General features: G+C 58.3%; 16 protein-coding genes. 3 read left to right on the top strand and 13 right to left on the bottom strand.

From position 1 onward, the window contains the following. Nucleotides 1–76: 76 nt before the first annotated feature. On the bottom strand, nt 77–1,204 hold the full coding sequence (locus tag ACO08A_RS08260) for a hypothetical protein (protein WP_422040646.1): 1,128 nt from the start codon (nt 1,202–1,204) through the stop codon (nt 77–79). Between the two features lie 691 nt (nt 1,205–1,895). Here ACO08A_RS08260 and ACO08A_RS08255 point away from each other — a divergent pair. After that, nucleotides 1,896–3,320, top strand: coding sequence for a DUF2779 domain-containing protein (locus tag ACO08A_RS08255; RefSeq protein ID WP_422040645.1), 1,425 nt, complete (start codon nt 1,896–1,898; stop codon nt 3,318–3,320). Between the two features lie 32 nt (nt 3,321–3,352). Here ACO08A_RS08255 and ACO08A_RS08250 read toward each other — a convergent pair whose 3' ends face one another. From ACO08A_RS08250 to mutM, 10 genes are all read right to left on the bottom strand, one after another. Then, complete coding sequence (locus tag ACO08A_RS08250; RefSeq protein ID WP_422040644.1) at nt 3,353–4,009, bottom strand: hypothetical protein; 657 nt, start codon at nt 4,007–4,009, stop codon at nt 3,353–3,355. A 1-nt stretch (nt 4,010) separates the two neighbouring features. After that, nucleotides 4,011–5,006, bottom strand: coding sequence for a hypothetical protein (locus ACO08A_RS08245; RefSeq protein WP_422040643.1), 996 nt, complete (start codon nt 5,004–5,006; stop codon nt 4,011–4,013). 355 nt (nt 5,007–5,361) lie between these two features. After that, on the bottom strand, nt 5,362–7,815 hold the full coding sequence (gyrB, locus tag ACO08A_RS08240; protein ID WP_422040642.1) for a DNA topoisomerase (ATP-hydrolyzing) subunit B: 2,454 nt from the start codon (nt 7,813–7,815) through the stop codon (nt 5,362–5,364). Nucleotides 7,816–7,947: 132 nt separating this feature from the next. Further along, complete coding sequence (gene recF / locus ACO08A_RS08235) at nt 7,948–9,096, bottom strand: DNA replication/repair protein RecF (RefSeq protein ID WP_422040641.1); 1,149 nt, start codon at nt 9,094–9,096, stop codon at nt 7,948–7,950. A 37-nt stretch (nt 9,097–9,133) separates the two neighbouring features. Beyond that, nucleotides 9,134–10,252, bottom strand: a complete 1,119-nt coding sequence (dnaN, locus tag ACO08A_RS08230; RefSeq protein WP_422040640.1) for a DNA polymerase III subunit beta — start codon at nt 10,250–10,252, stop codon at nt 9,134–9,136. A 170-nt stretch (nt 10,253–10,422) separates the two neighbouring features. Further along, entirely contained in the window at nt 10,423–11,898 is a 1,476-nt protein-coding gene (gene dnaA, locus ACO08A_RS08225) for a chromosomal replication initiator protein DnaA (protein ID WP_422041728.1), read from the bottom strand. Between the two features lie 152 nt (nt 11,899–12,050). Further along, nucleotides 12,051–12,491 carry a rhodanese-like domain-containing protein gene (locus ACO08A_RS08220; RefSeq protein ID WP_421980950.1) on the bottom strand — a complete coding sequence of 147 codons (441 nt, stop codon included), beginning with the start codon at nt 12,489–12,491 and terminating at the stop codon, nt 12,051–12,053. A 646-nt stretch (nt 12,492–13,137) separates the two neighbouring features. Further along, complete coding sequence (gene rpsT / locus ACO08A_RS08215; RefSeq protein WP_421980951.1) at nt 13,138–13,404, bottom strand: 30S ribosomal protein S20; 267 nt, start codon at nt 13,402–13,404, stop codon at nt 13,138–13,140. 176 nt (nt 13,405–13,580) lie between these two features. Continuing rightward, nucleotides 13,581–14,354, bottom strand: coding sequence for an enoyl-CoA hydratase (locus tag ACO08A_RS08210; RefSeq protein WP_422040639.1), 774 nt, complete (start codon nt 14,352–14,354; stop codon nt 13,581–13,583). Between the two features lie 114 nt (nt 14,355–14,468). Next, nucleotides 14,469–15,362, bottom strand: a complete 894-nt coding sequence (mutM, locus tag ACO08A_RS08205; protein WP_422040638.1) for a bifunctional DNA-formamidopyrimidine glycosylase/DNA-(apurinic or apyrimidinic site) lyase — start codon at nt 15,360–15,362, stop codon at nt 14,469–14,471. 215 nt (nt 15,363–15,577) lie between these two features. Here mutM and ubiE point away from each other — a divergent pair, with 215 nt between their 5' ends. Beyond that, a complete protein-coding gene (gene ubiE / locus ACO08A_RS08200; RefSeq protein ID WP_422041727.1) occupies nt 15,578–16,327 on the top strand; it encodes a bifunctional demethylmenaquinone methyltransferase/2-methoxy-6-polyprenyl-1,4-benzoquinol methylase UbiE in 750 nt (249 codons plus the stop codon). Between the two features lie 5 nt (nt 16,328–16,332). Further along, on the top strand, nt 16,333–17,907 hold the full coding sequence (ubiB, locus tag ACO08A_RS08195; protein ID WP_422040637.1) for a 2-polyprenylphenol 6-hydroxylase: 1,575 nt from the start codon (nt 16,333–16,335) through the stop codon (nt 17,905–17,907). A 32-nt stretch (nt 17,908–17,939) separates the two neighbouring features. Here ubiB and ACO08A_RS08190 read toward each other — a convergent pair whose 3' ends face one another. Then, nucleotides 17,940–18,566, bottom strand: coding sequence for an alpha-ketoglutarate-dependent dioxygenase AlkB family protein (locus ACO08A_RS08190; RefSeq protein ID WP_422040636.1), 627 nt, complete (start codon nt 18,564–18,566; stop codon nt 17,940–17,942). A 22-nt stretch (nt 18,567–18,588) separates the two neighbouring features. Further along, nucleotides 18,589–19,404, bottom strand: a complete 816-nt coding sequence (locus ACO08A_RS08185; RefSeq protein WP_422040635.1) for a glycine-rich domain-containing protein — start codon at nt 19,402–19,404, stop codon at nt 18,589–18,591. Between the last annotated feature and the right edge of the window lie 37 nt (nt 19,405–19,441).

Raw genomic sequence — 19,441 nt, 5'->3', positions numbered from 1 at the left:
AATTGCTCTGCAATAAGGCAAAGCCATTGAACGCGAACGGCCTTTGGACTGACGGCTGGAATGTCGTGCTGCTCTCTCAGGGTTCTGCTCCTGAAGTCGAGGGTTTTCCGTACTTGGCTGAGACGGTTTTGATCGTGTCGCTCACCGTCATGAAGCTGATTGGGGTTTTCCCGGTGTACGCGGCTTTCAGCTCAGACAGGTAGTTGGGATTGAAGGTCAGCTTTGCATCCGGGACGGCGATATATCGCTCGGCGTATTTGGCCAATCTGCCAATGCCTGATGACAGTTTTCTTCCAAGAAGAGACGGACACGCGTAAGATTTTGCGTCGATTCCGAAGGAGAGGTTTTTGGCTCCGACGTCGACCGCGTCTCGATCCGGGTAAAGGGTTGCCGATACGTTTTTTGCGTTCAGGCAGTCGTAGATGAGAATCTCGTCGAGGCCCGGGCCCACCCAGTAAGCAAGGATCTCTTTTTTGATCGTTCGGTGGTCACGCGGATCGTGAATGACCTTCCCACATTTCGATGCACCCTTCTCGTTGCAGTGAGACAGTCGGCAACGACCCTCCGGAAATGTTTTTGCGTCAGTGTCCGGCCACAGGATCGAACCGCAGCGATTGCAGGTTAGAATTGAACCACCGTTCCGGATGGCACCGATCGGGATTGGTTCGTAAAACGCTTCGAAAAGGTCCGCAATCCGCATCAGTACGGGATCGGAGGCGAGTTTTTTTATGGCATTGACCGGGGCGACCGGATTGCGAACAATAAATTCCCTGATCTGGGTGTAGGCAGGAGCCTGTTGTCTACTTCTGAGATTTGATACTGCTTGGTAAAACTGGTCGAAGTGGAGACCTTCGGCGATATTTGAGATTCCCTCCTCTTCGGCAATATCCATGCATTCCTGCGTAGGAACTCCTGCTTGTCCGTCGATCAGGGTAATGTCCGCAAATCGGAATGGGGGATGAAAAGTTGAAAGCCCCCAATCTCGAATGGGTATGGTTGCCAGTTCCATGAACTCATGAATGCATGAACCCAGATCATCTAAACCGTCGTAAAGGCACGTTGCTGACAAAAGAACAAGGCCTCGGCGCATTTCGGGAGGCATATCATCCTGTCGAACGCGTGCAGTCGGATTTTTTCTGGTCCTCAATCGAGCAAGACCCGCCGCTAGCAGTTTGAGTGTAAACTCTGGATCTGGTTTGTGCATTGGTTCTCGTGTGGAGTGCGTATGATTTCAGCCGCAGAATTATTTCAAAAGTAATGATTCATTTAACGGTTCTCAATGAGGGGTTGTGACTACTTCTGTTAAAAAGTGCATATTTAAGCCTTTGTTAAGTCACAAAAAATGGGAAAACGCTTTTACGGCTGGCTTCTAAGATCTAAACCAAGAGTTTTGGTGTTGATCGTGCGAAGATGGATGCGACCATCGGTGCCAGAACGCCATCTCCTTGTGACCGCCTTATTGACTTTGATCGCTGCAAGCGCTTCGTCTTAGCGGTAGGTGGCCTGACGGAGTAACAGCAGGCCGATTAACGGTATGAAATACTCGAGCGAAGCAAGGCCGGAATTGGCTCGCAGACTGTCGGTTATCGTCCAGAGTTCTGCGTCGAATTGATCGATTTCGTTCAGATGACCAGCAAACATTACATCGTTGTCTTCCCAAAAGTATTTCGAGGCAAAGTATGCGATTGGTGCGTCTTTCTTGTTGCAAGTTTTGATTGTGCTGGCAAAGCGGTTAGTCTTTTCGCCAGATGGTTTCAGGTCGCCCTAGAGTAGGTTGGACGGGAACTGGTTTAAAAGGCGGCGGATCTCTCATTCTTTGACGGGTTAACATTGTGGTTCGGCCAGTTATCAATGATGTTTAACACCGTTGTATCTTAAGTCTTGAGTGCGATGACATGTTATCGAAAACTGAATTTATCCAGCATCTCAATTGTCCCAAATCGCTCTGGCTGAAACGGCACAAGCCGGACGTCTACCCAGAGGGTGAGTTCTCCGATTTCGCCCAGAAATTGGCGGCGGAAGGCTATCAGGTCGAAGGATATGTACGCCAATTGGTCCAGGGATGGCCGGATGCCGATTCCTGTTCTTTCCAGGATGTATTCGAGACGAATGAGGGGCTCCGTGCCCGTGCCGATATGCTCCGGGAAAACGGGGACGGCACGATCGACATATTCGAGATCAAGTCCTCGACCAGTGTGAAGGACGGGAAACCACACAACCAGCTGAAGGATGCGGCGTTTCAGACGATCGCAGCCACAAGGGCAGGTCACAACGTCCGGAACATCTTCATCGTTCACTTGAACAAGGACTACGTCCGTGATGGCGAGATCGATCCCGAGGGACTTCTTACCTTCGCTGACGAAACCATTCGGGTGAGAGACCTGCTGGACGAAACAGAGCGGGAAATTGCCGAGGCGCTGTCACTCCTCAATGAGGAGGCGATTGACGAGAAGTCGTGTACCTGCCTGAACCTCAGTCGACTGCATCATTGCGACAGCTTCGACTATTTCAACCCGGGCATTCCAAAATACTCGATTTATTCACTGCCGCGGTTGTTTGGCAGGAAGCTGGAGAACTTCGTCGCAGAAGGGCGGTTTGGACTGGATCAAATCGAACTCGATGAAGTTTCGCGCCTCCAGCAGCCGATTGTCCGGGCACACAACATCGAGAACCCTTGTGTCAATCTAGCGGACATCGAGAACTTCATCGGCGTCTTGGCGTATCCGCTCTGTTTTCTGGATTATGAAACGTACCTTTCCGCAATCCCGGTCGTTGATGGGACAGGGCCGCAACAGCAGTTGCCGTTTCAGTTTTCCCTCCATGTCCTCCATGAAGATGGTCGGGTCGATCATGTCGAATATCTAGCGGATCGGCCGGAACTCCCCCGTCCATTGGTGGAAGCCCTGGAAGGCGCCGTCGGTGCTTACGGATCCGTGGTCACCTGGAACAAGACCTTCGAAAACGCTCGAAACAACGAGATGGGTCAGACGTTCCCGGACAAACGGGACTTTCTTCGAGGCCTGGTCGATCGAACAGTCGACCTAATGGATGTCTTCAAGACGGGATATGTCGATATCCGTTTCAACGGATCGACATCCATCAAGAAGGTTCTCCCTGTTGTCGTGCCTGAACTCAGCTACGAGGGGATGGAGATCGGTGACGGGACAGCCGCAATGGACGGCTGGCACAAGATGATCAACGAAACCGATCCGGAGAAGCATGCGCGACTACGACAGGCCCTTCTGGAATACTGCAAGCTCGATACGCTTGCGATGGTCCGGATTTTTCAGTTTGTTGAGGATTTAGTGGAACCGCGCTGAGTACTCGACATTAGGATTCTGAGGCGAGTTCTTTAGGAGTGCTTCCTCTCTTTCTGATCCTGCAACTCAGATTCAGTGGCTATGGTGACAAGCACTGTTTGATACAGGTTCCAAATAAATGACTTCAACTTCAATATGGCACTAAGTATCCATTGCATTATTGAGCATACGACCAGGAATAGTATGGGAACGGCAAACTGCTGATAATCAGGGGCCGCAAATGTAATCAGCCGGATGAGTGGAGACTGTTCAGAAAAAAGGATTATTGAAAACAGACAGATCGCAAGAAGGCCGACATAGACGGTGAACACGTTGAGGAAATTAAAAAACACAAATTGCAGTCTGTTGATACTACTCTTTCGGTAGGGAATTTTGGCCAACGTTATAAACAGCTCATCTTTTGTAACACTGGCGAAAATTGAAAATCCGGCGATCAGGAATCCAAGAATTCCGACGGCGAGGACAAAGCCACTGTTGGCAACGGTCTGCGTTAACGTAAGTGCTTCGCTAAGGGAATAGACCTCGTGACCGATGCCAATGCTCCATACAAACACGACAGAAAGAACGAATGCAGAAATCCAGAATACCGCAGAATTGAAAATAGGTTTTGGCAGTTCTGCCCGGGAAAGCGTGTAGACCTCCCAAAGGCTCTTTTGTCTGAAAACCTGCTTTTTCCAATCATCAGTCATTTTAGAGCAGACCAAGCAGACTTCTGATTTTTTCCGTCACAGCCTGCGATTCTTGAGGAACCTTGATTGTCTCTGAATTTGCCAGATCAGAAAAAATACTAAACAATTTTCTTGTCAAAGCGCTTCTGGTCGCCGGAATTGGATCCACAGGCGCACTAATCTGAAATTTATGATTGTCTCCCCGCAGATCGTTTCCGTCGTGATCTTTGCCCGCGAGTTTGACAATTTGGTTGTCGGTAGTTGTCGCGGCTTGAATTCTTGGAAGCGCGTGATCAATATCCAGCCCATCAGAATTACGGATCTCAATTTTCGTATTTTCGGGCTGTAAGGGGTTCAAATACTCACGAATATCCTGAAACAGCTCCTCACCGTCAATTTCATCGTTGGGTTTGACCAAACGGAATTCGATCTTTTTTAGTATTTCATAACGCTCAAGAAAATCAGCGATCTCATCATCACCGGAAATTGGAACAATTTCCAAAGTTGGTGATGGGTGAATTTCATTAAGAGACTTTTTTGTTACCTTTTCATCAGCATCGCGCGCCTCTTTATAGCGGGCGTCAATGAAATTTGTTCGCTTTCTTTGTATGAAGTGAAAGGCCGTCGACCTGAATGCGTTGAGATCTGGGGCGTGAGCAGTTTCGGGAAAGTAGATCAGCCGATGATTGTTCAGAACCAGAACGAAATGCGCAGATGGTGCCGTCGATAGAGACGCTTCATCCTGGACCAGACCGCGTTTCGGATCAAATAGTTGCTCCCTGGTTAGGACGGTATTCTTGATAAATCGACCTGAAATCCCGAGAATAGGGTTTTCAGGATCACCGCTTAGCTTGACGAGCTTCGTCTCGTAAAAAAAGAATTGAGTGTGTCCGTATTCTCGAATGAGAGTGTCGTCGGTAAATGCGGAAATAACAAATTCTTTCGCATAATCCAAAAGAACCTTTTTTTCCCCAAACCTACATACAAAATTTGCAAAAGTAGCAACGTGTTGTCTCATTCCATCATCCAAAGACTCTGATTGCGATCATAAGTAAGTAAGCTCGTGTTTATGCACGCTAATGGCGATGTCTGCAACCAATTGGATCCGTGGCACTACACGAACTTAAGGCCAAGGACGCTACGGGGGCAGGACACAACGGCTGATGGGCAATGGAAGGTTTAGGACCTTAGTAATGAATATAAATTCAGAAGAGCCTGGTCCAAACCGAGCAAAAGGCTTCTTCCCTGCGACTTAGACGGTATGCGGGCATCCGTCTAAGTCGTTGTAATTTATAAAGACAGTGGGGTGCCAAGTTGTCGCTTCGCGAAATTTTATGCGCTCGGCGAAATGTTATACGCTTCCCTACAAACGATCAGATATCTAGGTTCGCCACGGACAGCGCGTTGTCCTGGATGAATTCCCGGCGTGGCTCCACTTCGTCGCCCATCAGCTTGGTGAAGATGTCGTCGGCGTCGTCCGCCTCCTTGATCTTGACCTGAAGCAGGGAGCGGACATTCGGGTCGAGCGTCGTTTCCCAGAGCTGTTCCGGGTTCATTTCGCCCAGACCCTTGTAGCGCTGAAGGGAGATGCCCTTCTGGCCGAAGCTGTAGACATGGTCGAGCAGCGCTCTCGGACCGCGGATTTCCGTCGGCACGTCCTTGCGCCGTAGCACAGCTGCCTTGCCGTAGACCTCGTTGAGATGGTCCGCATAGGCCGCGAGTCGGCGCGCATCGGCGCTGTCGAGAAGCGCCGCATCAATCGTCGCGGCCTCTTCGACGCCGCGCACCGTGCGCCGGAAGACCAGGCTGCCGTCGTCCTGGGCAACACCCGTCCAGCCGCGTTCGAATTCATCGGCCAGGATATCCATGCGGCGGGCGATATAGGCGGCGGCCTCTTCGGCCTTGGTGCGGTCCTCAAGGATCTCGGTGTTCAGGGCGCCGGCGATCGCGGCCTGTTCGACCACATCGCGATTGTAGCGCGAATGCAGCCCGTCGAAGATTTCAGCGAGCTTGCGCGCGTTCTCGACGACGTTGTGAAGATCCTGCCCCATCCGGACTTCGCCGTTCGCGAGCGTCAGCGTGGTCTCGTCGAGACCCTGTGCGATCAGGTAGTCTTCAAGGGCGGGCTGGTCCTTGAGGTACTGCTCGGACTGGCCGCGCTTTACCTTGTAGAGCGGCGGCTGCGCGATATAGACATAGCCGTTATCGATCAGTTCGGGCATCTGACGGAAGAAGAAGGTCAGCAGCAGCGTCCGGATATGGGCGCCGTCGACATCCGCATCCGTCATGATGATGATCTTGTGGTAGCGCAGCTTCTCGATGTTGAACTCTTCCTTGCCGATACCGGTGCCGAGCGCTGTGATCAGCGTGCCGATTTCGTTGGAGGACAGCATCTTGTCGAAGCGTGCACGTTCCACGTTGAGGATCTTGCCGCGCAGCGGCAGCACCGCCTGGTTTTCCCTGTGCCGGCCCTGCTTGGCCGAGCCGCCCGCGGAATCACCCTCCACCAGGAAGAGTTCGGCCTTGGACGCGTCCCGTTCCTGGCAGTCCGCGAGCTTGCCGGGCAGGGAAGCGACGTCGAGTGCGCCCTTGCGCCGGGTCAGTTCACGTGCTTTCCGGGCCGCTTCGCGGGCCGAGGCCGCCTCGACCACCTTGGAGACGATCGACCTAGCCGGTGCCGGATTTTCTTCCAGCCATTCATTGAGCTTCTGGGCAATGAGGTTCTCAACCACCGGCCGGACTTCTGAAGACACCAGCTTGTCCTTGGTCTGCGAGGAGAATTTCGGATCGGGAACCTTTACGGAGAGAACGCAGGTCAGCCCTTCCCGGCAGTCATCGCCGGACAGCGAGACCTTTTCCTTTTTCATCAGCCCGGTCGCTTCCGCATAGCCGGTCACCTGGCGTGTCAGCGCCGCGCGGAACCCGGCAAGGTGCGTGCCACCGTCGCGCTGCGGAATGTTGTTGGTAAAGCACAGCACCTGCTCATGGTAGCTGTCGTTCCACCACATGGCCGCTTCTACGGTGATGCCGTCCTTCTCGGCCTTCATCGTGATCGGGTCTTCGATCAGCGGGTGCTTGGCCCGGTCGAGATAGCGCACGAAAGCTTCCAGGCCGCCCTCGTAGAAGAGCTCCTCCACGACATCTTCAACGCCGCGCTTATCCGTCAGGATGATCCGGGCGCCAGAGTTCAGGAAGGCCAGCTCGCGCAGACGGTGTTCGAGCGTGTTGAAGTCGAACTCCGTCTTGCTGAAGGTTTCCGGAGACGGCAGGAACGTGACTTCCGTTCCCTTCTTGCCATTGGCCGGTCCGACGACCTCAAGGGAGCCCTGTGCCTCGCCGTGGGCGAAGCTCATGAAATGCTCCTGGTCGTTGCGCCAGATCCTCAAGTCGAGCCTTGTCGAAAGCGCGTTGACCACCGAGACGCCGACGCCGTGCAGACCGCCGGAGACCTTGTAGGAGTTCTGGTCGAATTTTCCGCCGGCATGCAGCTGGGTCATGATGACCTCGGCCGCAGAGACCCCTTCTTCGGGGTGCAGGTCGGTGGGGATGCCGCGCCCGTTGTCCGAGACCGTCACCGAACCGTCCGGGTTGAGCGTCACCGTCACGTGGTCGGCATGTCCGGCCAGTGCTTCGTCGATGGCATTGTCGACCACCTCGTAGACCATGTGGTGCAGGCCGCTGCCGTCATCCGTGTCGCCGATATACATGCCGGGGCGTTTGCGCACCGCATCAAGCCCCTTGAGGACTTTGATGGAGTCCGCTCCATAGTCGCCTCCGTTGTCAGCTTCAGGGGTCGGAATGGGCTCTGACGTGGACGTGTCGCTCATGCGAATCAATCACCAATCGGTTTGTCTGTTATCACCCCGTTATACGGGGTTCCCCGGGGTGTTCAACCGCACGCGGGCGCTCGTGAAGCCAGCGAAACGATTATGGTGGAAAACCACAAGATTCAGGCGGTTTTATGAGGTTGGGCCGGGTGCGATCCGCCTGACTTCGCCGCTGCCGATTTCAAGGATCTCGGCCTCTGCCGGCAGGGCCTCGAACAGCGCCTGGTCGGTGCCCGTCATGAAGACCTGTCCGCCAAGCAGGGCGAGCTTGGCGAAGAGGGCTGCCCGCCGGTCGGGATCGAGATGTGCCGCGACCTCGTCAAGCAGCAGGAGGGGCGTCATGCCGCTGACCTTGGCGGTGAGTTCGCAATGGGCCAGGATCAACCCGATCAGGAGCGCCTTCTGTTCACCCGTCGAAGCGAGCGCGGCCGGCATGTCCTTGGCCGCGTGGCGGACCTTGAGGTCGCTCAGGTGCGGGCCGGTGAGCGTTCGTCCGGCCGCACGGTCCCGGCCCCGGCCGCTGGACAGCGCAGCGCGGTAATGCTCTTCGCGGTCGGCGGCGTTCATTCCGGCGGTGTCGCGCTCGAACGCGCCCTCCAGGTCCAGCGCGGCGCTCGGAAACGGCTGGCTCTGGGTTTGCTGCTCGGCAATCGTCTGCGCAAGAAGATCAACCGTTTCCTGCCGCGCGAGAGAAACGGCCGTTCCAAGCTCCGCAACCTGCTGCTCCAGGGCCGTGAGATAATTGTCCGTGCCGCCCTGTTCCAGCAATTTGTTCCGTTGGCGCAGGGCGGTTTCAAAATTGCCGACGCGCCGGCCGTGGCCCGGGTCAACCGACAGCGTGAGCCGGTCGAGGAACCGGCGCCTGTCCGAACCCGGGCCGGTGAACAGGCCGTCCATCGCCGGCACCAGCCAGAGCACGCGCACGTAATCCAGAAGCGTTTCCGAGCCGCGCACATCTTCCCCGTCGATGCGGACTTTCCGCCCGCTCGCGCCCTCCACGAGCCCTGTGCCGAGTTTCGTTTCCAGCCCGTCGAGGTCCACCGTCGCGGCGACGCTCCAGCTGCCCGGACCCGAGCTGCGCGCAATATCCGCAAGCGCGGCGCGGCGCAGGCCGCGGCCTGCCGTCAGGAAGGAAATCGCTTCGAGAATGTTGGTCTTCCCGGCACCGTTGGCGCCGACAAGGGCAACCATGCCGGACCCGACGGGAAACGACAGTCTTTCATGGTTGCGGAAGTCGGTCAGGGACAGGCGCGTCACTTTCGCCGTCCTGAATTGGCTCATTGACCTCGGGTCCGCTTCAGTTCAGGCCGACCCGAGGTCAGACCCGCATGGGCATGAGGACGAACAGGCAATCCTCGACCGTGTTGTCCTGGATCAGCGTCGGCGAACCGGAATCGGCGAGACGGAACAGGGCCGTGTCGCTGCCGAGCTGATTGGCGATGTCGAGCAGATAGCGGGAATTGAAGCCGATTTCGAGCGGCTCGGCATCATATTCGACGGCCAGCTCTTCGGTCGCACTGCCTGAATCCGGATTGTTGACGGTCAGGACCATCCGGCCCTCGTCGAGCGACAGTTTGACCGCGCGCCCGCGCTCGGAGGATATCGTCGAGACACGGTCGACGGCTTCCTTGAACTCGTCCCGGTCGACCCGCATTTCCTTGTCGTTGTTCTGCGGGATGACCCGCCCGTAGTCGGGAAACGTGCCGTCGATCAGCTTGGAGGTCAAAATGATGGACCCGGTGGTGATGCGGATCTTGGTTTCCGACAGCTCGATCTGAACGTTGGCTTCAGGGTCTTCAAGCAGTTTCTGGATTTCACCGACCGTTTTTCGGGGCACGATGATGCCGGGCATGCCGGAGGCACCCTGCGGTGCGATCACTTCGGCCTGGGCCAGCCGGTGTCCGTCGGTGGCAACGGCGCGGAACTGTTGACCGTTGGCGGCGTCGACGGTGTGGAGGTAGATCCCGTTGAGATAGTAGCGGGTTTCCTCGGTCGAGATCGCGAACTGCGTCGTGTCGATGAGTTTCCGGATGTCGGCTGCGCTCAGTGCGAAGCCGTGGCTGAAGTCGCCGGCGGTGAGATCCGGAAAGTCGGTTTCCGGCAGCATCTGGAGCGTGAACTTCGACCGGCCTGCCCGGATTTCAAGAGTGGCGTTGTCGCCCGTGGTTTCCAGAACGACCTGCGATCCTTCCGGGAGCTTGCGCACGATGTCGTAAAACATGTGCGCGGGGACCGTCGTCGCGCCGGGCATTTCAACCATGGCCGGAACGGATTCGACGATTTCAAGGTCCAGGTCGGTTGCCTTGAGGTTGATCGCGTTGCCGTCGGCGCGCAGGAGGACGTTGGAAAGAATGGGAATGGTGTTCCGCCGCTCGACCACCCGGTGAACGTGGGTCAAGGACTTGAGGAGATCGGTCCGCTCGAGGGTCGCTTTCATACGCTTCTTCCGTACTCGTGAAATGTCGGGCGCAGGGGCCCGGGCAATCTGGACATGTGGGCTCCTATCGGGAGCGGGGGGGAAGACACTGCCCTTAACCGTCGCCAAAAGCAAGGGGGCGTCCGCGCGGAACGCCCCCAATTTCGATTGAAAATCGTGCAGTGACGCGGTCAGGCGTCAAGCATGCGCTTCAGCAGTTCGAGCTCTTGCGCGAGCGCGTAGTCAGCCCGCGACAATTCCTCGATTTTGCGCACCGCATGAAGAACCGTCGTGTGATCCCTGTTCCCGAACCGGCGCCCGATTTCAGGCAGCGAACGGGGGGTCATCACTTTGGCAAGATACATGGCGATCTGCCGGGGGCGTACGATCGTCCGGGTACGGCGCGCGGACAACAGATCCGCCTTGGTGACGTTGTAATGCTTGGAGACGACGCGCTGAATGTCCTCGATCTTGACGCGGCGCGGTTCGCTGGAGCGCACCAGGTCGCGCAGGGTCATTTCGGCCATTTCCTGCGTGATCGGCTGGTTGGTCAGCTGATTGTGCGCGATCAGGCGGTTGAGGGCCCCTTCAAGATCCCGGCCGGAAGACGCAACATGACGGGCAACGTAGTCCAGTACGCTGTCAGGCACCGCAAACTGCGGGTAGGACTTCTGCGCGGTCTCGACGCGGGAAAGGAGGATGTTGCGGCGAAGCGTGAAATCCGGCTCCTGGATACCGACAACGAGCCCGCCGGACAGGCGAGAGCGCACACGGTCGTCCAGGGTGTCGAGTTCGGAAGGCGCCCGGTCGGCGGCCACGATCACCTGGCGGGCCCCGTCGATGAGCGCGTTCAGGGTGTGGCAGAATTCCTGCTGAACCTGTTTGCCGTGCAGGAACTGCATGTCGTCGATCAGCAGCAGATCGATCGTGCGCAATGTGTCCTTGAACGCCAGCGCGGACTGGGACTTCAGGGCGGCGACGAACTTGTACATGAAGTGCTCGGCTGTGAGGTAGAGCACCTTGTGACCGTTCGCGCGCGCCTTTGCGGCGACCGCCTGCATCAGGTGGGTTTTGCCGAGCCCGACCGACGCATGGAGATAGAGCGGGTTGAAGGTGACGGTGCCTCCGGCGGCGACCTGCCGTGCCGCGGCCAGCGCCAGATTGTTCGACTCGCCTTCGACGAAGGTTTCGAACGTGTATTTCGGATCGAGCGCGGCGCCCTGCAGCACATCGCGGGCGCTGTCGGCATTGCTGTCACCGCGTCCGAGAGCCGCTGTCGCCGCCTGTGCGCGCGTCACCTGCGACGCGTCTGCAAGCGTATCTGCGCGACCATCGGCACTGATTGCCTTGACGCCGCTCGGAGCCGCCAGCCCGGGCTGCGCAACCGGGGTCTGCCGCGGGCGTATCGCGCCGCGCACGGTCAGCTCGATGCGATGAACATTGTCGCATTCACGCTGCCAAAGACCCATCAGCTGGTCATTGTAATTGTTCTGAATCCATTGCTTCAGGAAACGGGTCGGAACCGACAGCCGCACCGTGCCGTCCTGGTGTTCCTCAAGGTCTACGCGCGCAAACCAGCTGGTAAACACATCATCGCCCAATTCGGCACGAAGCTGCTTCTTTACCCGTTTCCAATGTTCGGAGCCACCGGCCTCCTGAACCTGCATATCATTTGCCTCCTGTTTCATGAAGACCGGTCCGCCACAGCCGATCTTCGACGCCTTGCTGCTTTTGCAGCGTTATTTTGTCCCTTTTGGGACGGTTATTCCGTTGGCGGCAGTTTTACGCCTGCCGCCGTTCCCCGTTATACGAAGGGAAACTAACTTTGAATCCAGGGCAGTCCGGCGGCCTTCCAGCCGGACTGTGTTCCGCGATGACGATCCGCGTCCAGCGGTCCCTCGAACCCGTCCGAGATGTTGAAACAACGCGTGTGCCCGGCCTGTGTCAGCACTGTTGCTGCTGCCTGGCTCCGGGCACCGGAGCGGCACAAGAAATAGATTGGAGCGTCCAGGTCAAGCCCTTTTTTCGAAAGGTGGCTCGACACGGCATTTGCGAACTCGGGATTGGGGCCGGACGAGGGAAAGCTCTGCCACTCGATGAGCATGGGTTCCTTGCCGATGGGGCGAAGATCCGGCACGCCGACAAAGGACCATTCGGCCTGCGTGCGCACATCGACGAGCACCGCATCAGCCTGCTCGGAAAGTGCGTCAAACGCCTCTTGCGACGTCACGTTTCCAGCGTAACCACCCACGCTATGCACAGTTGCCCCCTCCGATAGCGAAATGCTATCGAGCTAAAGTATTACCAAGAATTTCGGAGTGGAGAATTAGTTCGGGAATGAACTAAGAACCCTGCGTATCGAATACATTCATGTATCCAATCCACGATCTGGAAACCGCGTGCTCAGCTATACATCGTTTAGACTTGTTCATGGTTGTCCCAAGCACCGTTTTTACGTTTTGTGCTGGTCTTCGTCGCCAGCCGTGAGCCTAATATACAGACGGATTCAGAGGGGGCAACAGCGACTTTTGACGATTTCCGGAAAAGCCTCGATTTTGCCCCAACGTCAAAGATTTTTTGCCTGTTGTGGGCGAAGAGGCAAATGCTTTTTGCCGCAATAACTTTTCGCCCTCGCGGCCGCTGTCACAATACAAAAACGACCGTTTCAAAAAAATTTTCAAACAGGATCTATTGACTCGTATCGAATCCGGTTCGATTGAGTTTCCTGATTCCTACATATCTGTAAGATATTGATTAAAAACATTTTTCTGTGTCAGCATGCTGGCTGTTAAAATTTACGATATGGAACGCGAAGATTGCAAAAAGATGTCATCCACAAAATTGCACGGCTAAAAAAAACCCGGCAGTGATGCCGGGTCTTTTTAACGGTCTGATGACGCTGCGATTCAGGCGCTGAGCGCCTTGATGCGTGCGTTGAGCCGCGAAACTTTCCTGGAGGCCGTGTTGGCGTGCATGACGCCTTTCGAAGCCGCGCGCATGATTTCCGGCTGGGCTGCCTTGAAGGCTTCGGTTGCCGCTGCCTGGTCGCCGGAAGCGATTGCTTCTTCAACCTGGCGCAGGTAGGTGCGCACACGGCTGCGGCGTGCTTTGTTCGTGGCCGTCCGGCGGGCAATCTTGCGGGCCGCCTTCTTGGCCGATGGTGTGTTGGCCATGGGCTCAATCCTGATCGGTAATTGGGACAAGTGTCCGGTGGCGATCGGGATCGAAGCGCATCGGCGTTAGGACCCGATCAAAAAACAAAGGCGGCGGAAGACCGCCACCGATTGGGCGCTGCTTATAATCGCGCTTTGAGCCGCCGTCAACGGCTTTGTCAGGGGCAATGCCAAGATTATTTGTTGCGGAACTGGGGTGCGCGCTTTTCTGAAAACGCGGTCATTCCTTCTTTCTGATCCTCCAGCGCGAACATCGCCTGGAAGACGCGGCGCTCGAAGCGCACGCCTTCCGAAAGCGTCGTTTCGTAGGCCCGGTCGACGCTTTCCTTCGCCATCATGACCACGGGAAGCGAGAACTCTGCGATCTTCTCGGCAACTTTCAGGACCTCTTCCAGGAGATCGTCTGCCGGCACGATCCGGCTGACGAGGCCGCTTCGCTCGGCTTCTTCGGCATCCATCATCCGTCCTGTCAGCACCATTTCCATGGCTTTCGACTTGCCGACGAAACGCGTCAGCCGCTGCGTGCCGCCAGCACCGGGGATCACGCCCAGCGTGATCTCCGGCTGACCGAACTTGGCCGTGTCCGCTGCGATGATGAAATCGCAAAGCATCGCCAGTTCGCAGCCGCCACCCAGGGCATATCCGGCAACCGCGGCAATGATCGGTTTGCGGTTCCGTGAGACCCGGTCGAACGGCGTAATCAGGTCTGTCTGATATGCGGATGAAAAGTCGTGCGGCAGCATCTCCTTGATGTCTGCGCCGGCGGCAAAGGCTTTTTCCGACCCGGTGATGACAACGCAGCCGATGCGCTCGTCCTCGTCGAAGCCGTCGAGCGCGGTTCCGAGTTCGGCAATCAGTTCCGAATTCAGCGCGTTCAGCGCTTTCGGCCTGTCGAGCGTGATCAGGCCGACCTTGCCACGTTTCTCGACACGGATGTTCGTGTATCCCATTTCGCCTGCTCCCAGTGCCAGCACCTGTCAGTGTTACGCGACATGCCTAACCGACCCGGGGCCGGTCTGGCAAGGTTGGCAAAAGGTGGAACGCCGCAGCCGGGTTTCCCGGCTTCAGCTCTGGCAGGACGGGCAATGAAACGTCGAGCGGTTGGACTGGACGATGCGGTCGACGGTGCCTTTGCAGCCCGGCGTCCGGCAGGGCTCGCCCTCGCGGCCGTAAACGGCAAAGGAGTGCTGGAAATATCCGAGTGTGCCGTCCGTCTGCGCATGATCGCGCAGCGAGGACCCGCCCGCCTTGATGGCGTCGTGCAGCGTTTCCCGGATGTTTTGTGCCAGGAGGACGGCTTTCTTGGTTGGCTTGCCGGTCTTGGTCACAAGCGATCCGGCAGGCCGCAGCGGGCTGAGGCCGCTGCGCCACAGTGCCTCGCACACATATATATTGCCGAGACCGGCGATCAGTTTCTGATTGAGCAGGGCTGCCTTCAACGGCATCTTTCGGTCCCTGAACAGACGCGCCAGCGCATCACCGCTCAGATCGTTGCCGAGCGGCTCGAGGCCGAGGTCCCTGAACAGGGGATGATCGCCCAGCTGCGCGCGCGGGATCAGGTCCATGAAGCCGAACCGGCGCGGGTCATTATAAATGATGCGCGCGCCTGCACGGGCTCCGGTCTGCAGGTGAAAGACCACATGATCGTGTTTGGGGTCCTTGTTCCTCGGGTGCTCGAAGGCCCCGGGTGTGTCGCTCGATGCATCGTTTTCGATCCGGAACGAGCCCGACATGCCAAGGTGCATCACCAGGACATCGCCGCTGCCGATATCCGCAAGCAGGTATTTCGAGCGGCGGGACAACGCTGAGACGGTTTGCCCGGTGAGGCGGGACGCGAACCCGTCCGGAAACGCAAATCTGAGATCCGGCCGATTCTGGTCGACCGACACGATCCGGGCCCCTTCGAATGTGGGCGCCAGGCCACGTTTGACCGTTTCGACTTCCGGCAATTCGGGCATTTCCGATTGTCTCCCCACTGGTGTCGGCGTCTGTGGCGCGCTATAGCCCTGCGGCAAATGGCTTTTCGTGGCCGGGAAAGATAGCGCTTGTGAAGTGCTTGTACTATTGTCCGGCGCGATTTGAAGCAAATTTACGACAGCATCCGCCAGGAGGCGCATTCATGACGCAACAGGCTCACAGGCAAGCGGGAGGCTCCGGCCGGTCGCCGGAAGACATGCCGACCAGTTTCGGTTTTTCCAAGGTCGCCGAAGGTCAGAAGCAGCTGTTGGTCGACGACGTCTTTCACAAGGTCGCGGAACGCTACGACCTGATGAACGATTTGATGTCCGGCGGATTTCACAGGGTCTGGAAGGACGCGATGGTGTCCTGCCTCGCGCCTCCGAAGACGGCACGCGCCGGCTGGCGGCTTCTGGACGTGGCCGGCGGTACCGGCGACATTGCCACCCGTGTCGTGCGCAAGTCTGACGAGGCCGTGACGGCCGTTGTCTGCGACATCAACGACAGCATGCTCTCCGTCGGCCGTGACCGGGCCGCGAAGGCGGGTCTCGGAGACCTGATCACCTTTTCCCAGGGCAATGCCGAGGAGCTTCCCTTTCCCGACCGGAGCTTCGATGCCTACACGATCGCGTTCGGGATCCGGAACGTGCCTGACATTCCGAAGGCCCTGCGCGAGGCGCACCGGGTTCTGAAGCGCGGCGGACGGTTCCTCTGCCTTGAGTTTTCCGAGGTGGACGTGCCCGTTCTCGACAAGGTCTATGACGCGTTCTCCTTCAACGCGATCCCGCCGATCGGCAGATGGGTGACCGGCGATGCCGACCCCTATCAGTACCTTGTCGAATCGATCCGCAAGTTTCCGAGCCAGGAACGGTTTGCGGACATGATCCGCGACGCCGGTTTCGAACGCGTCGGTTTCCGCAACTACTCGGGCGGTATCGCGGCCCTGCACCACGGCTGGAAGTTTTAGACACGATGCCGTTGATGCCTTTCTTCCGTCTCGTGCGGGCCGGGTTCGTCATGGCGCGCGAAGGTGTGTTCGGCCTGGTCTCCCTGCCGGATCTGCCGGCGGGACCGCGTCTCGGTATTGCATTGGCGCGCCTGCTTGAACGGCGCGCGGTCAAGGACAAGAGTGCCGAACTGCGTCTGTCGGATGCGCTCAACAAGCTGGGTCCGTCCTATGTGAAACTGGGTCAGTTCCTGGCGACGCGCGCGGACGTTGTCGGCAAGGACGCCGCGCGGGAGCTGTCAGCGCTTCAGGACCGGTTGCCGCCCTTCGATCACGAGGCCGCCAGGGCCGCTGTTGCCGAACAGCTCGGGCGTCCGGTCGACGAGATCTTTGCCGAGTTCGGGGAAGCGGTCGCTGCCGCGTCCATTGCCCAGGTGCATCCCGCGGTCATCCGCCGCTCGGACGGCACCGATCAGAAGGTGGCGGTCAAGATCCTGCGCCCCGGTGTTGCACGCCGGTTCCAGCGTGACCTTGAAAGCTACTATCTGGTTGCGCGGCTTGCCGAGAGGTTCCACAGGCCCTCGCGCCGCCTGCGCCCGGTTGCGATCGTCGACACGCTCGCCCAGTCGGTTGCGATCGAGATGGATTTTCGCCTTGAGGCCGCCGCACTTTCCGAAATGGCGGAAAACACCGCGAACGACCCGGGCTTTCGCGTTCCCGCCGTCGAATGGCTTCACACGGCCAAGGGCGTCCTGACCATGGAATGGGTCGACGGCCGCAAGATGTCGGACGTCGAAGGCCTGATCGAGGACGGCCACGACCTTGAGGCACTGGGTGCGGCCGTCATCCAGAGCTTTCTCCGCCATACCTTGCGTGACGGGTTTTTCCACGCGGACATGCACCAGGGCAACCTGTTCGTTCAGGAGGACGGCACGCTGGTCGCCGTCGATTTCGGCATCACCGGCCGGTTGAACAAGCGCGAACGCAGGTTCCTCGCCGAAATCCTGTTCGGCTTCATCACCCGCGACTACAGGCGCGTTGCGGAAGTGCACTTCGAGGCCGGTTACGTCCCGGCCAACCAGGATGTCGACATGTTCGCCCAGGCGATCCGGGCGATTGGCGAGCCCATCCACGGCCACGATGCCAGCGAGATTTCCATGGCGCGGCTGCTCACGCAGCTGTTCGAGGTGACCGAACTTTTCGAGATGCGCACTCAGACCCAGTTGATCATGCTGCAGAAGACCATGGTCGTGGTTGAAGGTGTTGCCCGCTCGCTCAATCCGAATCTCGACATGTGGCGGACCGCCGAACCGGTCGTCGGCAGCTGGATCAAGGAACATCTGGGCCCGGTCGGCAAGCTGCGTGATGCGGGCGACGTGATCTCCGCGTTGACGCGGGCTGCCAACGACCTGCCGATTTTCGCCGACCGGATCGGACACATGTCCGAGGCGCTGGAAAACATGACAAGGGACGGGCTCAGGTTCGACGCCGAGACCGCCGAGGCCATCGGCAGGGCGGAAGCCCGGCACACGCGCTCCGGACGGGCCGCGCTCTGGGTGATTGCCGCCTGCGCGCTGGTCCTGACCTACCTGGCGATCTGAGCATCACCTGAACACCAGAAACGCCGCGCCAATCAATCCGGCGGCGTTACCCGCCTCAAGGTCAGGTTGATCCGGCCGCCGTTTTTCAAAAGCGTGGACGTTCCCTTCAGCACCCGGTCGATGCCATGAAAGGCGAGGCGGGCCTCGCCGCCCAGGACCACGACATCACCTGACTGCAGGCGGAACGACTTCGTCGGGTCGTTGCGCTTGAGCCCGCCGACCCGGAAGGTTGCCGTGTCGCCAAGCGAGACGGACACCACGGGGGCGTCGAAGGTCTGTTCGTCCCGGTCCTGGTGCAGGCCCATTTTCGCGCCCGTTTCGTAGAAGTTGATCAGGCAGGCTTCCGGGGCAGGGGCTGCTGAGGCAACCTCCTGCCAGAGCATCTTGAGCCGGCCGGGAATGTCCGGCCATGGCCGGCCGGTCGCGGGGTGGCTGGGCTGATAGCGGTAGCCATTGATATCCGACACCCAGCCGAGCGGGCCGCAGTTGCTCATCTTGACCGAGAACGGTTTGCCGGTTTTCGGCATCACCGGCTGAAAGAGTGGGGCGTCAGCGACAGCCGTGCGGATCTCTCTCAGCAGTGCTTCCTGCGCCGCGCGGTCGAAATAGCCCGGGAGATAGGAAAGGCCCTTGAGGCCATTGATTGAAACGTCCTGCATGCTGTCTTCATACAGGAGTTCCTCAGTCGCCGCAGCCTCCGCAGCCGGAGCCGCCACCGCCACCGTCACCAGCACCGCAGCCTGCGCCGCATCCGGATGCATTTCCCGATGCCTTGCTGAGGATTGCGCGCACCGCGATGATCAGGACGACAACACCGATCACGAAAAAGGCCGTGTGCTCGCTCGCCCAGTGCCAGACCATGTTGCGCATCTTTTCCAGGAAAGTGTCCCCGGCCGGCTGTCCATGGGCAAAGGCGAGCCCGGTGCCGAAAAGAAGCGCAAAGAGGGAGACCAGCGCGGCATAGGCGCGTGCGGGGACGGATCTCAGATGCCGCCATGCGTGCAAGACCCAACCGGGTGTGGCCGGTTTTTGGATGATCCAGACGTCTTTCGTGTTGACCCGCTGAAAGTGCGGCGCCTTGCCGAAGCGGATGGCAGCGGACGGCCAGATATCGGCCGGAGGCGCCATGCCGAACTCGGTCCGGTAGAGATCCAGAGTTTTTTCGTAGGCCTCCCGGAAGAGCACCGCCTGATTTGCCCCGCCCTTGGTCGGCATGTGATGCAGGGCACCGCCGAGCGCGTCCTTGAACGCCCCCCAATAGTGGCGCGTGTAGGTCAGATGCAGGTGCCAGGCCTGGTCGACTTCGTCGCTCGGGGTCACCATTCCGGCTTTCATCCGGCTGAGATAGGCAAAGCGCTGGTATTCGGTAATGACGCGCAGGGCATAGTTATGCGTCCAGCCGTTGTCGCGGGCCAGCCGCTTTGAAAACGGAAAATCGGCCTCCACGTCATCCGGGTGGCAGGTGCTTATGCGTGTCCACAGATCAGGGTCGTTCATTCAAGCCTCCGGCGCCCGACGAAAAGGAACGGGGCGG

This window comes from Roseibium sp., from assembly GCF_965232425.1.
Lineage (GTDB): Bacteria > Pseudomonadota > Alphaproteobacteria > Rhizobiales > Stappiaceae > Roseibium.
Note: the sequence above shows the minus strand (reverse complement) of the source record. Positions and strands in the feature narration are given on the sequence as shown.

Excerpts from the sequence above, each read along its gene's own strand:
- ACO08A_RS08260 (WP_422040646.1), bottom strand. The coding sequence starts at position 1,204 with ATGCACAAACCAGATCCAGAGTTTACACTCAAACTGCTAGCGGCGGGT.
- ACO08A_RS08255 (WP_422040645.1), top strand. The coding sequence starts at position 1,896 with ATGTTATCGAAAACTGAATTTATCCAGCATCTCAATTGTCCCAAATCG.
- ACO08A_RS08250 (WP_422040644.1), bottom strand. The coding sequence starts at position 4,009 with ATGACTGATGATTGGAAAAAGCAGGTTTTCAGACAAAAGAGCCTTTGG.
- ACO08A_RS08245 (WP_422040643.1), bottom strand. The coding sequence starts at position 5,006 with ATGAGACAACACGTTGCTACTTTTGCAAATTTTGTATGTAGGTTTGGG.
- gyrB (WP_422040642.1), bottom strand. The coding sequence starts at position 7,815 with ATGAGCGACACGTCCACGTCAGAGCCCATTCCGACCCCTGAAGCTGAC.
- recF (WP_422040641.1), bottom strand. The coding sequence starts at position 9,096 with ATGAGCCAATTCAGGACGGCGAAAGTGACGCGCCTGTCCCTGACCGAC.
- dnaN (WP_422040640.1), bottom strand. The coding sequence starts at position 10,252 with ATGAAAGCGACCCTCGAGCGGACCGATCTCCTCAAGTCCTTGACCCAC.
- dnaA (WP_422041728.1), bottom strand. The coding sequence starts at position 11,898 with ATGCAGGTTCAGGAGGCCGGTGGCTCCGAACATTGGAAACGGGTAAAG.
- rpsT (WP_421980951.1), bottom strand. The coding sequence starts at position 13,404 with ATGGCCAACACACCATCGGCCAAGAAGGCGGCCCGCAAGATTGCCCGC.
- ACO08A_RS08210 (WP_422040639.1), bottom strand. The coding sequence starts at position 14,354 with ATGGGATACACGAACATCCGTGTCGAGAAACGTGGCAAGGTCGGCCTG.
- mutM (WP_422040638.1), bottom strand. The coding sequence starts at position 15,362 with ATGCCCGAATTGCCGGAAGTCGAAACGGTCAAACGTGGCCTGGCGCCC.
- ubiE (WP_422041727.1), top strand. The coding sequence starts at position 15,578 with ATGCCGACCAGTTTCGGTTTTTCCAAGGTCGCCGAAGGTCAGAAGCAG.
- ubiB (WP_422040637.1), top strand. The coding sequence starts at position 16,333 with ATGCCGTTGATGCCTTTCTTCCGTCTCGTGCGGGCCGGGTTCGTCATG.
- ACO08A_RS08190 (WP_422040636.1), bottom strand. The coding sequence starts at position 18,566 with ATGCAGGACGTTTCAATCAATGGCCTCAAGGGCCTTTCCTATCTCCCG.
- ACO08A_RS08185 (WP_422040635.1), bottom strand. The coding sequence starts at position 19,404 with ATGAACGACCCTGATCTGTGGACACGCATAAGCACCTGCCACCCGGAT.